The following is a 13,435-nucleotide window of genomic DNA, read 5'->3' as shown; positions in this document are numbered from 1 at the left end:
CTATGCCAGAATACGACTTCACCGGCCAAGTGGCATTCGTCACCGGGGCCGCACACGGCCAGGGCGAATCGCACGCGATCGACTACGCGAAACACGGCGCCGATGTCGTCTGCCTCGATATCGGGGAGAACAAGGAGACGATTCCCTACGATCTCGGAACCGCGGACGAGCTCGAGGCGACCGCCGAAAAAGTCCGGGAGCACGGCAGCGAGGCGCTGACCGTCGAAGCAGACGTCTCGAAGGAAGCCGAGGTTCAGGCCGCCGTCGAGGAAGCTATTGACCACTTCGGCCACGTCGACATTCTCGCGAACAACGCCGGTATCGAGTCAATTGCTGAGGCGACGGAGCTCGACGAGGCGATGTGGGACGAGCTGGTCGACACGAACCTGAAAGGCGTCTGGCTCTGTGCGAAACACGTTGGCCAGCACTTTATCGAGCGTGGCGACGGCGGCAAGATCGTCAACACCACGTCGGTGTCGGGCATGACGGGTCTTCCTATCGGGAACGCGCACTACGTCGCCACAAAGTGGGGGGTCCGTGGGCTGACGAAGACGCTGGCGCTCGAGCTCGCTGAGTACGACGTCAACGTCAACGCCGTCGCCCCCACCGGCGTCGACACGCCAATGCTATCGGGGATGATTGAGGCCTACGGCGAGGAGGTCCTTGACGAGGGGGGCGCGGCGCTCGGAGGACCCTACAACATTTTCGAACCGGGCGAGATGGTCGACGCACAGGACATCACTGAGGCGTACATGTGGCTCTCCAGCGACGCCGCACGCTACGTCACGGGGATCACGCTGCCGGTCGACGCCGGATTCACGGCGAAGTAGTAAACCAACCGATGCTCTGGGTCACTCCCAGGGCAGTTCCGGATTCTCTTCACTCCAGTACGATGCGAGCCCGGCAGCCATCACGACGCCGGCGACGAAGGCGACAACAAGCGTACTCGCCTCAATGGCGTCGTAGTACACCCACGCCAGCGATCCGGCGACTGCCGCGTTCGCGCTGCCCCAGAGGACGTTTAGCACCGCGCTCGACTCCGAGCCGAACGGCGTCATGTGGCGCTGTCCGGTGACTCCCCGGACGAAGTGTGGGATCGCGTTCGTGCCGAACAGGCCGATAAGGGCGAACACGACGAACTCAACACTCGTTGCCATACCTCCGTATTTGACTACTCGCTAATAGTATCTCGGGGGAATTCCCTACAGTTCGAGGGTGGTCGCGTCGCTGACCTCGAACCGGACGACTTCCGGCTCACCGGCGAGCAGTTCGGGAAGTCGTTCCTCGAACGCCTGGAAATGCTCCGTCTGGTTGTGTGCGTCGACAGCCTCCGCGTCCTCGTACTGTTCGAAAAACCGGATCGTGTTCTCGTCTTCGACGTCGACGGCAGCCCGGTATTCGATCATCCCGTCTTCCCGGTTCGACTGTTCGACGAGCGTCTCTACGTGGTCAAGCGCCTCGTCTCGCCGCTCCGGGTCAATCGGGAACGACGCGTGGAGTACGATCATTGCATCGTTTGCTAGCACGTGCCACACAATGTAGTTTCTGGGTGGAACAGCGACACGGTGTATCTGTTCGAAAGCGAACACCACAAACTAGAACTGCTGTGGCACCAATACACATGGCAGTGCCGCGCTACAAGTTCGACGGACAGGTCGCGTTCGTTACCGGTGCCGGCCGAGGCCAAGGCCGGTCCCACGCCCAGTACTACGCGAAACACGGCGCCGACGTGGTGGTAACCGGCGGTGCACGCGGGATAGAGACCAGTCAGTACCCACTCGCCTCTGTGGCTCAGCTGGACGAGACCGCGAGTCTCGTGGAGGACAAAGGACAGGAAGCGCTGGCGCTACGCGCCGACGTCCGCCGGGAGCCGGCAGTCGAAGCCGCCGTCGAGGAGGCAATCGACCGCTTCGGGAAGATCGACATCCTCGCGAACAACGCCGGTATCTGGAACGTCACCGACCTCGTGGAGATGGACGAACAGCGGTGGGACGAACTGGTTGACTCCGACCTCAAGGGGGCGTGGCTCTGTGCGAAACACGTCGGCCAGCACTTCATCGAGCGCGACAGCGGTGGGAAAATCGTCTCCACGGCATCGACGGCCGGGCTCGTCGGCGCGAAGGGCTCGGGCCACTACGCGGCCGCAAAACACGGCATCGTTGGCCTGACGAAGGCGCTCGCGCTCGAACTCGCCCCCCACGACGTGAACGTCAACTGTGTCGCCCCAACCGGCGTCGCCACGCCGATGATCGACGGCATCCTGGAGACGGTAGGGGAGTCGGCGCTCGCCTCCGTTTCCGATGCCAGCGGGTCGATGAACGTGTTGGACGAACAGCTTATCGAGCCGGGCGACGTGAGCGAAGCGTACATGTGGCTCTCGAGTGACGCCGCACGCTACGTCACCGGGATCGTTCTCCCCGTCGACGCCGGCATGCTGGCGAAATGACCATGGCTCCCGAAGCGACCCCCGTCGTCCTCGTCACGGGCTGTTCGTCAGGGATCGGCCGTGCGACTGCACACCAGTTCCTTGACGCCGACTGGCGGGTCTGGGCGACCGCACGCGACCCGACCGACATCACCGATCTCGCCGACGCTGGCTGTCGAACCGCCGCACTGGACGTGACTGACGGGGCACAGATCGAGCGCGTCGTCGAGCGCGTCGTCGAACGTGACGGCCGCATCGACTGCCTCGTGAACAACGCTGGCTTCGGACAGGCGGGCGCCATCGAAGAGATTCCGATCAATCGGCTGCAGGCCCAGTTCGACGTCAACGTGTTCGGCCCCGTCCGACTCATCCAGACCGTTCTGCCACATATGCGGAACGCCGGCGGCGGGACGATTGTGAACGTCTCCAGCCTCATGGGACGGGTCACGTACCCCACCCGCGGAGCGTACGCGGGGTCGAAACACGCGCTGGAAGCGCTGAGCGACACGCTCCGGGCCGAAGTTGGGGGATTCGACATCGACGTGGTGCTGGTCGAACCCGGGACCGTACGGACGGGGTTCGAGGATCGACTGCGCGAGACCGAAGCGGTACTCGACGAGCGACCGGCGTACGCACGGCTACGTCGGGTCGTCGACAGGGCACAACGATTCGCCGAACGACGGGGCATGCCGCCGGTCCATGTCGCGGACGTGATCTACCGTGCAGCGGCCGCTGATGCCCCGAAGCGACGGTACGTGGTTGGGTGGGACGCACGACTCGCCATCCTTGCCGACCGCGTCATTCCGACGGCGCTGACTGACTGGCTGTACCGGACGCTCTCGTGACCGGTCCGTCGGCTGCCGACTATAGCCGTCTTGCGAGCAGTTCGCCGTCGTAGTACGCGCGGTCGAGCTTCCGAGGTGAGACGGCGTCGCCAATCCGGTAGACGTCGTCGCGACGCTCATCCAACTCGAGGTAGAGCGATTCGTCAGCCTGTCGGCGGCCGGCGACGACAACAGTGTCCGGGTCGCGAGTCGCAGTGTCACCAGTGAGGGTGTTCCGGAGCGTAGCTGTGCCATCCTCGGCGACCGAATCGACAGTGTGGTTGCCGGTGAACTCGGCCCCCTGGGCCTGCAGCGCGGCGACGAACCCGGGAAGGTTCGGCTGCTCGGTTCGGAACGCGGGGTAGTGGTCGCTGCTGACCATCTCCACCGACGCCCCGCGGCCAAGGAGTTCGAGCCCTGTCTGGGCGGTGACGATCCAGCGGTTCTCATCGAACAGGAGCACGTCCTCCCCGACATCGGCACCCTCGAGCACGTCGAACGCGTTTACCACCGAACCGTCGAACCGATCACCAGTCTCGGGTCGTGTTGCCCCTGTCGCGACGACGACGGCGTCCCACGAAGGCCCAACGTCGTCAGCTGTGACAGGAGAATCGAGTTCGACCGTTACCCCCGCTTCGCGAGCGGCGGTCTCCAGATCAGCAGCTGCGCGCTCGAACGGCGCGAGCGGCCCCTGTGCGGCGAGCGTGAGTTGGCCACCGAGGCTATCGCTCGCCTCGCGCAACGTCACGTCGTGGCCGCGCTCGGCGGCGATCGCGGCAAATCGCAGTCCTGCCGGACCGCCGCCGATGACGAGGACGCGTTGAGGGAGAGCAGCGGCGTCGAGGGCGGAACGAGCGCTCAGTTCGGACTCACGACCGGTTCGGGGGTTTACTACACACTCAACGTGACCGCCGTGGGCGTGCCCGTACACCGCTTCAAGGCACTTCTGGTTACACTGGATGCAGCGGTCGTAGCCCTCCCCGGCTTCGTCTTTGCGGAGCGTTTCGGCGTCAGCGAGCAGCTGACGAGTGAAGCTCACGAGTTCGGCACCCGCATCGAACAAGGTGTCGGCGTCATCCACAGTCGTGAACGGCAACCGACCGATTACGGGCACGTCGACGGTCTCGGCGGCCGTAGCGATCGGACCAACCAGATCCGGTGCATCGGACGAAATTCCGGCGTGTGTCTGGTTGTACGTCGCGTGGCTCCCAACCGTACAGGAGAGATAGTCGAATCCGTCCAACGCATTGAGGATCTCGGGCACGTCGTCGAACTCGTAGCCGCCGTACTCCAGTTCCGCGAGCGAGAGATGGAGTCCCACCGGTCCCTCGATCTGGCCGGCGACCGTATCGAGTGCTTCGTTCACGAACCGCGCCCTCGACGACCAATCGCCCCCGTATTCGTCGTCCCGGGCGTTGTACCGCGGAGACAGGAACTGTCGGAGAACCGAAAACGGGCCTGCAGCCAGTTCAACGCCGTCGAAGCCGGCTGCATCGAGGTTCGCCGCCGCCTCGGCGAACCCGGATAGTACCTCCTCGATGTCGTCCCGCGTCATTGTCTTGGGCATTTCGTAGGCGGCGTCGGATGGCGACGCCGAAGGAGCCAGTTGCGGCTGCATCTCCCAGTCACCCCGGGATTCTGCACCCGTATGAGTGAGCTGACCGACGATCTTCGCGTCCTGATCGTGGACAGCATCGGCGACGCTCGTCAGCGCCGGGACTGCCTCGTCGTCGTACGCGTCGATGAACGCCGGGCCACTAGCAGAGGAGTGGACGAGCATCTCAGCAGGGCCGACCACCAGCCCCGCACCGCCGGCCGCGCGAGCAGCGAGATGGGCAGCGAGCTCCTCTGTCGGCCGCCCATCGTCGACGAATCGGGTGCGTACAGGCCGAAAGACGCCACGGTTCGGAACCGAGAGAGATCCAACTGTTGCGGAATCGGAGAGGTCCATGGTAACAGGTATCAATTAGTTGTACTTGAAGATAGCGCAGTTCACACGTCCCGCCGGATGTTTGGATGACGGACCAGCCACGCAACCGCATCTTCGACTGCCGTTTCTTCCTCCCCTGCGAGTCTGATGCGCTTCAGTTCGCCTGTTGGATAGCAACCGATGCGTACGTCGAACCGCTCACTTACCTCACTAAGCACCGTGTTCAAATGACTTTCTGGCGTCTCAGTATAGAGAGTCCGAGAGGTGATACCCCCCTCCAAATCGTTCTCGATGTGATCGAAGACGGCCTTCATTTCGGCTGGGATTCCCGGTAGTACGTATACGTTCCCACAGATGCAACCCGGCGCGATCCCAACGTCGTTTGGGACGATCTCTGCAGAAGCCGGATACCGTGATGCTGTCTCAATATCGTGTTGAAAGTCGGGATGGTCGTCCCGAATTTCGGTTACAGCTGCTTCCACGTGTTTTCGTGCCTCAGAATTGGGTTCGAGTGGGAGTCCCAGCGCGTCAGCTACAGCTTCGATCGTGATATCGTCCGGCGTCGATCCAAGTCCTCCAGTCGTTATTACAAGGGTATGTGTCTGGCTGAGGTCTGAGACGGTCGTCTCGATCGGAGAAGCTTCGTCAGGAACGACTCGTATTTCACGGACGTCGATACCAAACTCTGTGAGCCGGGCCGCGAGCCACGACGCGTTCGTGTTCTCAATGTCGCCCGCCAGTAGTTCATCCCCAATAGAGACGATCGCTGCAGTTGTCGCCATACTATTCTCTATTGTTGTATCGCTCCTTTCGTAAGTGTATGGATGGACCTATCGTGTTTTGCGGCTACATGTATCGTACAGTGTTAAGAGGCCTGCTCGGTTCCACCCACCGCATCAGTTTTAGCTATACATCATATTTGTTCTCTTTGAGCCGATATCCGTTCATTAACACAGAACAAGCATACCTATTAGCAAGAAATCATTAACAGTAATTGATGACTGTTCGGGGCGGTATCATCATGATTGTTCACAGAAGTTTGTGTCTAGTTTAGGGCTCGTCCTACTGTTAGGACCAATCCTTTGTCACGAGGAGTAAGAACATCTGTTCTACAAAAGAAAACAGCTATCCCACAAAGCTATATGACCATTCAATTTATGTCAGTGGATAACTATCGACACACTATGGCAGAGGAACACAGTACGGAGGTAAGCTCGGTAAATCGAACGTTGCGAGTCCTCGAAACGCTTCGTGACCTGCAACCTGCAGGGGTGACCAAAATCGCGAAGTCAGCAGAACTACCGAAAAGTTCAGTATATAACCATCTCGAGACACTGGAAAACGAAGGGTACGTCATCAAAAACGACGGAGAGTACGAACTAGGGCTCCAATTCCTTCCCCTCGGTGAGGCCGCTAGACAACGGCTTAGCGTATACCGAGCTGCACGTACCGAGATCGAACAACTCGGCAGTGAGATGGGGACCAACGCGTACCTGTCTGTCGAGGAGCGAGGTCTAGCAACCGTGATTTTTCGCCACCTAGAGAACGAGATCGACCTCGGCTCTATCGGAACGACAGTGCCGCTGACTACCTCGTCCATGGGGAAGGCGATCCTGGCACAACTACCGAAAGAACGCGTCGACGAAATCGTCGATCAGCATGGCCTTCCCCGAATGACCGAATCCAGTATTGTCGATCGGGACGCACTCGACGAGGAACTGGAGCAGATCCGCCAGCAGGGGTTTGCTCTCGACCGAGGGGAGCATGTCAAGCGACTTAGGGGCGTTGGGGCCGCCGTCTTAGGCCCGGATGGTGAAGTGCGCGGGGCAGTCAGTGTTGCGGGCCCGGAACGGGAGTTACGAGGCCCGTTCTTCGAGGAAGAACTCCCAGATGCCGTCTTAGATGTGACAAACGTTATCGAGCTAAAGCTGATGGAGAATATGTCTGTGTGAGATCAGCATCGCTAGGCTCCGAATGACCCCCTAGTCTCTGAAAATTCGATCATCTCCCCGGAAAGTCAATCGGGGTAATGGAGGACCGAACTGCCACAGAATATCCGGAAAGCGCCTCGTCTCTACTACGGCGCGAACGCATCTATTGACGGTTTGCATCGTTTCCAGAACCCGTCCGTATTACGTAGTAAAGGCGTTGTAGAACCTTTCCGGTTGCTCCTCCTCGATTCAATCTGTCGTTCTGTTCGCAACCGAGAAACATCGTCCAGATCAGCCACCGGGCTCTATAGATAACACTAGTACTTTTGTTATAGAACAGGGGTTGTTAGAGTTCGATATGGAATTGCTTTGATCCGGTCCTTGAATTTGCGGAGCCTCCGTTAGTAGAGTTCCCCAAATCGATTTAGAATCAGTGAGGTCGGTGAAGTCAATCCGGCTGGTTCAATCACAGTCCCAAGCCCCACACGTCAGCTCGAATCAGATCTCTGTGATCCGTTCGTACTCGTCGTCCAGCACAGCGGCATCCTCCGGTAGGAGCGCAACCACTACGTAGCGGGCGTGGGTAGAGAAGTAGTCGACCAAGGCAGCGATGCGCCGGGCATCGATCGCTTCCAGGGAGTCAAGCAGCATGAACGGCACCGTCTCAGACACGTCGTGGACGAGATAGCCGGCGAGTGCAAACACCAATCCCGTCACCTCCCGTTCGCTTTCGGATAGGTGGTCGACAGTGTCCTCGTAGGCCGCTCCCGAGTCAGTCGTGCGGACAACGTGAAGTTCGAAGGCACGTTCAGTCACTTTGTGACGCCCCTCGCGGACCTCGCGCTCAACACGTTCGATCCAAATCCGATCGAGGTTCTCGTACTCGAGCCGATCTAGCAACGAGCCCATATGGTCGTTGAACGCCTTAACTGCCTCCCGTTCGATTCGATCAATCCGCGTGCGAAGGCGCTCGATATCCTCATTTACGTCGTCAAGTTCAGCACGAATATCGTCCTCTTCTTCAATGCGTGCCTCCGCCTCGGCGATAGTGGACTCAAGGTCCTCCAACTCACCTTCTAGCCGTCCCAGTTCGTACTCGAGTTCGTTTGCGTTCCGGTGGAGCTCGAGCACCTCGTCGTATTCCTCGCCCTCCAGTTCGTCGACAGCGGCCTCGACCTCTTCGATCGACTCAGTCAGCTGCTCACGTCGATCCCGAAGATCGTCTATTGTCGCCTCCGTCTGCCTGATCTCAGTCTCAAGTTCGTCAAGCCGGTGTTCAAGTCGCTCACGTTCCGTTTGGACCTGTTCGATCTCTCGCTTCTCGCTCCGGAGTTGCTCGATCTCGCGTTCGAGTCGGTCGACCTCGCTGACTTTCGACTGGCTGCGGTCGCGGAGCTGCTCGAGTGTGGACTCGATCTGGTCCGGGTCGACCGCGGTTCCACAGGTCCAGCAGGTAACGGCATCGTCGACGAGCTGGTCCGTGAGAGCTCCGTCACCCCCCGCGTCGAGGTCGATCGGCGCCGCCGGCCCGTCCTCGTCGAGCATCCCTTCGTTGAACCGGATCACGCTCTGGAGTTCGTTCACCTGGCTTTCGAGCTCGCTTTTTCGTTCCCGGAGCTCTCGGAGCTGAGTTTCGATCTCGTCGGCGTCGGCGTCGGGCTTTTCGTCCAAGTCCTCCAGTTCGGACTCGTACTCTCGGCGTTCGGTCTTGAGCGCCTGCAGGCTCTCCTGTTCCGTTTCGAGTTCGTACCGCACATCTTCGAGGTCGGCACGCTTCTCGTGGAGTTCTTCGAGCCGGTCTTCGAGTTCGGACTGTTCTTCCTGCCGGGCCTCGACATCGGCGTCGGCCGCGTCGAGTTCGTCCTCCGTGGCTTCGAGTTCGGCTTTCGTCTCCTCGATCTTCCCGCGGAGCGTTTCGCGGCGATCCTCGAGGCCGCGGAGCTCGCCCTTCCGGTCGTCGATGGTGGCGAGCTCCCCCTCGAGATCGTCACGGTGGTCTTGGAGGCGGTCGATCTCAGCCTGGACCTCCTCGGTGTCAACGGGGCGCATGATGAGCTCCCTGAGGTCCGCGTTCGTCGTGACCGCCCGTCGCGCCTCGTTGGACTCGAGCAGGAAGGCGAACAGGTCCGCCAACTCGGGATCGTCGAGGTACGGATCGCCGCCCCGCTCGATGCCCCCTTCACGCCGGGTGAACGTCCGGGTGTACGTCTCCTCGCCTAGTTCGAGCGTGACCTCGGCGTTGTCGGCGTCCCCCTTCATCGCGACGTTCTCGCTCCCGAGCGCGGCCATGATGGCCTGAAGGAACGAAGTACGGTTTGTGGCGTTCCGGCCGACAAGGATAGTTACTCCGGGTTCGATCGTAACCTCCGTCTCCTGAATCCCTCCGATATTGTTGGCGTGGACCGTAGCCCGGGGAGCGGAGGCCTGTCGTCGCTGCATAGGTATTCTGCCAGCGGAAATCGTATAAACATGTCGGCGCCAGTCCCGATGTCATCTCCCATTCGAGAGAGTACAGCCACCCCTCGAACAGGTTGCTACTCGTCCGAACCGACGCAGTCACAGCCGCCGTTGTCGAGTAGCGTCTCAACAGCGTACTGAGTACCACAGTCCTCACACAGTACGTTAACCTCTACTAGCGTGCGGAACGAGCCGAGATCGATGTCACCGTTCCGTTGCAATTGTGCCAGTTTGCTGTTGGTAACCGACTGAACGCGGCCACGAAGTCGCTGGATGTGCTCCTTCTCGGATTCGGTTCGGTCTCTCGTCTCACCAGAGTACGAGGCGCCGCGGTGTTCCCTCAGGTAGGTTCGGATAGCTTGGTAGGTAACGAACTCCTGTTGAAGTTGATCGACGTCGACATCCTCACGATCGAGGCGACGTTGGGCCCTTTTACGGTCGGCGGTGCTAACGTCGTCGTCAGTCAAAAGTCGGTACACGTTTTCGACAGCTCCATCGAGAGGCTGCATCTCTGCATCAATCATTGCGACACGTAGGAGTTCTCGGTTGAACTCGTCGGCAAGGTCCCGCAAACTCTTCCGTTCCTCACCGTTCGCAGTCCAGCGACGTTCGAGTCGATCACCGATTCCCTCCAAATCGTGCTTCTCGATCAGCTGTTCTACTTTACCCCGCCGGCCAGGTTCTGAATCACTCACTACTCTCTGGTCCGGCTCCGATCGTAAAGGCGTATGGATTAAATAACAACAGTACTGGCGTTATTATCCGGAGTCGATATAGCGAACTGGTCGGGAATCTCACTCGTCGTGAATCGCCTTGGAGTCAAGCCCCGTGGCATTCGCCTCGGCCGCCTGTAAACTCTCGTCCGACATCTTGTCAGCATGAACCCCCGATATCGACCCGAAACTTGATCCCGTCGGCGAGCAAACATCTACCAATGTCCTCTAGCGACATGGACGAGCACGTCGTGCTCCTCACTGGCGGGACGAGCGGTATCGGGCGGATCGCGGCGACGGAGCTGGCCAAACGTGGGGCGACCGTCGGTGTTGTCGGTCGCGATCGGTCCCGTGGAGAGTCGCTGGCGGCTGAGTCGTCGACGCTACCGGGCGAGATCCGGTTCCACCGCGCCGACCTGGGGTCTCAGTCGGCAGTGCGTTCACTCGCGACGGAGATCCAAGAGACGTATGATCGCCTCGATGTGCTCGCCCACAACGCCGGGCTCTCTGTGAGCGAGCGCACTGAGACCGCCGACGGGATCGAACGCACGCTCGCAGTCAACCATCTGGCCCCCTATCTTCTCACACACGAATTGCTCGACATCGTACTCGCGTCGGCACCGGCCCGGATCGTCACGACCGGTTCCGAAATGCATCGCCGCGACTCGATCGATTTCGAGGACCTCCAGTTCGAACGCGACTACGACGCCCTCCAGGCCTACTCACGCTCGAAACACGCGCTGATTGCGTTCACACTCGAACTCGCTGACCGGGTTCCGAAAGATGTGACTGCGAACAGCTTCCACCCTGGGTTCGTCCCGTCGACGAACCTGTTTCGCGATGCTGCCCTCACTACCCGGCTCGCTGTCCGTATTGCGGGGATCGTTCCCGGTGTCGGGACCAGCGAACGGGCGGGCGGACGACGGCTGGTCCGTCTCGCGACTGCACCCGAGTTCGGTGACCGGACTGGCGTATACGTGACCGGCGACGGTGTCGTCCAACCGGCCGACGAGGCTGTCGACCCTGAAATCCGGGCGCGACTCTGGCGCCGGAGCGCCGAACTTGTTGGCGTTGATCCGGCGTGGCCCTGACCGCCTCCGGATCGACACAGTAGAGTGTTCAGATACGCTTGTCTATGGTAGGCGAAGTTCCGGCCCACTCGACAGCAGTTTCGAACCACGTTTGTGGTATATCGAGAGATTGGTAGGTATTTACTATTACCTCTAAAAATATGTATTCGGTACGGTCCGATTGCCGTGTTCTCGTATCTGTCATCGAGGTTGTGACGAGCACACCTCTTTCAGCCGTGCGACGCCGTCAGTGAACACGACGCGATCAACGTCGTCTTTTACGGTATTTAGCACAGCATATAAAATAGTAGTTAGAAATCTAGCTTTGTATTGGGTGAATCGTTCGTATCAGACTCGACAGCAGCGTAGATTCAATACTATTCTATAGTAAGTCTAATTAAAACTTTTCCAATCACACCGTGATCTTGGGTCCAGTTCCATCCGGCTGTGGATCGCCTTTGTAAACCCATCTGTGACCGTTGGGTCGGTACCTATCAATACCATATTTATCAAGAATAGATATATCATCTATAGATGAAATATCTGGACAATGAAGATGAATATTGAGTTTCCTCAACCCAATCAATATTGCTTCTCTCTCGAATGTCCAGGGGCGGGGCAACGTCCTATCCATGTCTGATGACTGCTGTTTCAATCGAAATAACTTCCGCAGCCAAACTGTAATGGCTCACAGGGTTTGTATCTATCAGTACTTCGAGAGCTAAGCTACTGCCTAGTATCAGTTACTTCAGTATCTTCGTCAAGCAATTTCCAGCAGTTCTCCCGACCAGATTCGTTTGAATTGGGGGGTAATTCACGTTTCGAAGTGCTAACGGTGTAGTTTCAAGCTACCGAGGACCGATGGAGCATCGTCTCGAAACGGATTAGGTGCGGCCGAGATCTTCCTCCTTACCCCGTCGTCGAGCAAATTCTGTCCGTTAGGAACAATCCTCAAACTCGTCGAGGTACTTTGTACGCCCTCAAATCGGCCCGACGGGCCTCTTCTGTAATTTGAGTTCGTTATTTTGCCATGCATATCGCGGTTTTCGTCCAAAGAAAGAGGCGATATGCAATGTGCGAAGGCCGCCGGCTCTCTCAGGCCGAGGGGCCATCACAGGGGTAGCGGAACTACGGAAGTATCAGAATTAGCGCATAGGTTGGCGGGGTTTGTTTCGGTGGTGTTTGTCGCCCCGGGAGGGGGTGGCGGGGTGCGTATCACGTGCCCTCGAGAAACGATGGCTTCGGAACGACGCAGCAAGTCACGATCAGCGGATCACGTAGGAACTACCACCGACGATGAGGCGCCGTTGGCGGACCTCGAGATGGCGGTTCCGACCGACCGACCGGGATCACGCGTCGGTCGTCGCGCTCGTGGAGTGTGCTCTCGTCGAGCTCACGCACGAGGCCGTGGGCGCCGTCTTCGTCGCCCACCAGGTCGGGCGGTCGACGCGGACGCAGTACGTCGCCGCCGACGACGTCGGCGAGCAGTTCCAGAAACGGCACTTCGACGACCGACTGGGCTGGCACGAGACCACCGTCCCTCGACGAACCGTTCGCGACGAGCTCATCACCCAGCTCACGCAGTCGTCCTCGATGTCGGCGGAGCGATTAGGTGAAGGAGCAACCAGCGAGCCAGACACCTTCGTCGTGAAGCCAGTTTGAGAGCTCCGAACGCCGTAGCGGTTAGGCTTAACCAACACACCGGACCGATACCGACACAGTGTTGGTTAACACCTCGGCATCATCGGCGTCGAAGTCCGATTTGCGCCTCCCGCTGCCGAGTTTGTCACCCCCGAGAGGGATGCGGGGCGCGCTGCATCGGCGTCGCCTCGCGTAGGTGAGACTGATGACGACAAGCGACATCTACGGTCGTGGTTTCGACGAGGATGTCCAGTGCGGTCCAACTGATCCCTGCCCTGAATGTGGCGGCACCGTCCGGACGAATGCGGCTGAAACGGTCTGTGACGACTGTGGCCTCATCATCGACGACCAAGCGATCGATCACGGGCCAGAGTGGCACATCGACGACGGCGCCGACACGGCGAAACGAACCGGAGCGACACTGACACCGGCACGGCACGATCG

The 13,435-nt window shown here is 59.6% G+C and carries 13 protein-coding genes and 1 pseudogene; 7 read left to right on the top strand and 7 right to left on the bottom strand.

All coding sequences use genetic code 11. The features are described from left to right. The first annotated feature begins 2 nt into the window (after positions 1 to 2). Positions 3 to 830, top strand: coding sequence for a mycofactocin-coupled SDR family oxidoreductase (locus BMZ83_RS11030; protein WP_074878618.1), 828 nt, complete (start codon positions 3 to 5; stop codon positions 828 to 830). 21 nt (positions 831 to 851) lie between these two features. Here BMZ83_RS11030 and BMZ83_RS11025 read toward each other — a convergent pair whose 3' ends face one another. Both BMZ83_RS11025 and BMZ83_RS11020 read right to left on the bottom strand, forming a co-directional pair. Then, entirely contained in the window at positions 852 to 1,157 is a 306-nt protein-coding gene (locus BMZ83_RS11025) for a hypothetical protein (RefSeq protein ID WP_074878616.1), read from the bottom strand. Between the two features lie 45 nt (positions 1,158 to 1,202). Then, positions 1,203 to 1,508, bottom strand: a complete 306-nt coding sequence (locus BMZ83_RS11020; RefSeq protein ID WP_074878615.1) for a putative quinol monooxygenase — start codon at positions 1,506 to 1,508, stop codon at positions 1,203 to 1,205. A 119-nt stretch (positions 1,509 to 1,627) separates the two neighbouring features. Between BMZ83_RS11020 and BMZ83_RS11015 the strand changes: the two genes are divergently transcribed. Then, on the top strand, positions 1,628 to 2,446 hold the full coding sequence (locus BMZ83_RS11015; protein WP_074878732.1) for a mycofactocin-coupled SDR family oxidoreductase: 819 nt from the start codon (positions 1,628 to 1,630) through the stop codon (positions 2,444 to 2,446). 2 nt (positions 2,447 to 2,448) lie between these two features. Then, entirely contained in the window at positions 2,449 to 3,270 is an 822-nt protein-coding gene (locus BMZ83_RS11010; RefSeq protein ID WP_074878731.1) for an SDR family oxidoreductase, read from the top strand. A gap of 19 nt (positions 3,271 to 3,289) precedes the next feature. On the opposite strand, the gene BMZ83_RS11005 is transcribed toward BMZ83_RS11010, so the two are convergent. Both BMZ83_RS11005 and BMZ83_RS11000 read right to left on the bottom strand, forming a co-directional pair. Next, complete coding sequence (locus tag BMZ83_RS11005; protein WP_074878613.1) at positions 3,290 to 5,200, bottom strand: oxidoreductase; 1,911 nt, start codon at positions 5,198 to 5,200, stop codon at positions 3,290 to 3,292. Between the two features lie 41 nt (positions 5,201 to 5,241). Next, a complete protein-coding gene (locus BMZ83_RS11000) occupies positions 5,242 to 5,961 on the bottom strand; it encodes a competence/damage-inducible protein A (RefSeq protein ID WP_074878611.1) in 720 nt (239 codons plus the stop codon). Between the two features lie 402 nt (positions 5,962 to 6,363). On the opposite strand from BMZ83_RS11000, the gene BMZ83_RS10995 reads away from it, so the two are divergent. Continuing rightward, positions 6,364 to 7,131 (top strand): IclR family transcriptional regulator, encoded by a 768-nt coding sequence (locus BMZ83_RS10995; protein ID WP_074878608.1) that lies wholly within the window; start codon positions 6,364 to 6,366, stop codon positions 7,129 to 7,131. Between the two features lie 477 nt (positions 7,132 to 7,608). Here BMZ83_RS10995 and BMZ83_RS10990 read toward each other — a convergent pair whose 3' ends face one another. Both BMZ83_RS10990 and rdfA read right to left on the bottom strand, forming a co-directional pair. Further along, a complete protein-coding gene (locus BMZ83_RS10990) occupies positions 7,609 to 9,549 on the bottom strand; it encodes an archaea-specific SMC-related protein (protein ID WP_074878605.1) in 1,941 nt (646 codons plus the stop codon). 95 nt (positions 9,550 to 9,644) lie between these two features. After that, the gene (gene rdfA, locus BMZ83_RS10985) at positions 9,645 to 10,262 is read right to left on the bottom strand and encodes a rod-determining factor RdfA (protein WP_074878604.1); all 618 of its coding nucleotides are present in this window, start codon (positions 10,260 to 10,262) and stop codon (positions 9,645 to 9,647) included. A 239-nt stretch (positions 10,263 to 10,501) separates the two neighbouring features. Between rdfA and BMZ83_RS10980 the strand changes: the two genes are divergently transcribed. Then, on the top strand, positions 10,502 to 11,371 hold the full coding sequence (locus BMZ83_RS10980; RefSeq protein ID WP_074878601.1) for an SDR family NAD(P)-dependent oxidoreductase: 870 nt from the start codon (positions 10,502 to 10,504) through the stop codon (positions 11,369 to 11,371). 391 nt (positions 11,372 to 11,762) lie between these two features. Here BMZ83_RS10980 and BMZ83_RS16330 read toward each other — a convergent pair whose 3' ends face one another. Then, entirely contained in the window at positions 11,763 to 11,984 is a 222-nt protein-coding gene (locus tag BMZ83_RS16330) for a hypothetical protein (protein ID WP_143076932.1), read from the bottom strand. A 601-nt stretch (positions 11,985 to 12,585) separates the two neighbouring features. On the opposite strand from BMZ83_RS16330, the pseudogene BMZ83_RS10975 reads away from it, so the two are divergent. After that, a pseudogene (locus BMZ83_RS10975) lies at positions 12,586 to 13,012 on the top strand (hypothetical protein). Positions 13,013 to 13,196: 184 nt separating this feature from the next. Then, a partial coding sequence (locus BMZ83_RS10970) for a TFIIB-type zinc ribbon-containing protein (RefSeq protein WP_281243259.1) occupies positions 13,197 to 13,435 on the top strand: 239 nt, incomplete at its 3' end.

The sequence above is a fragment of the Halolamina pelagica genome (assembly GCF_900115675.1).
Classification (GTDB): domain Archaea; phylum Halobacteriota; class Halobacteria; order Halobacteriales; family Haloferacaceae; genus Halolamina; species Halolamina pelagica.
The sequence above is the reverse complement of the archived record's forward strand: the minus strand, read 5'-3'. Positions and strand labels throughout refer to the sequence as shown.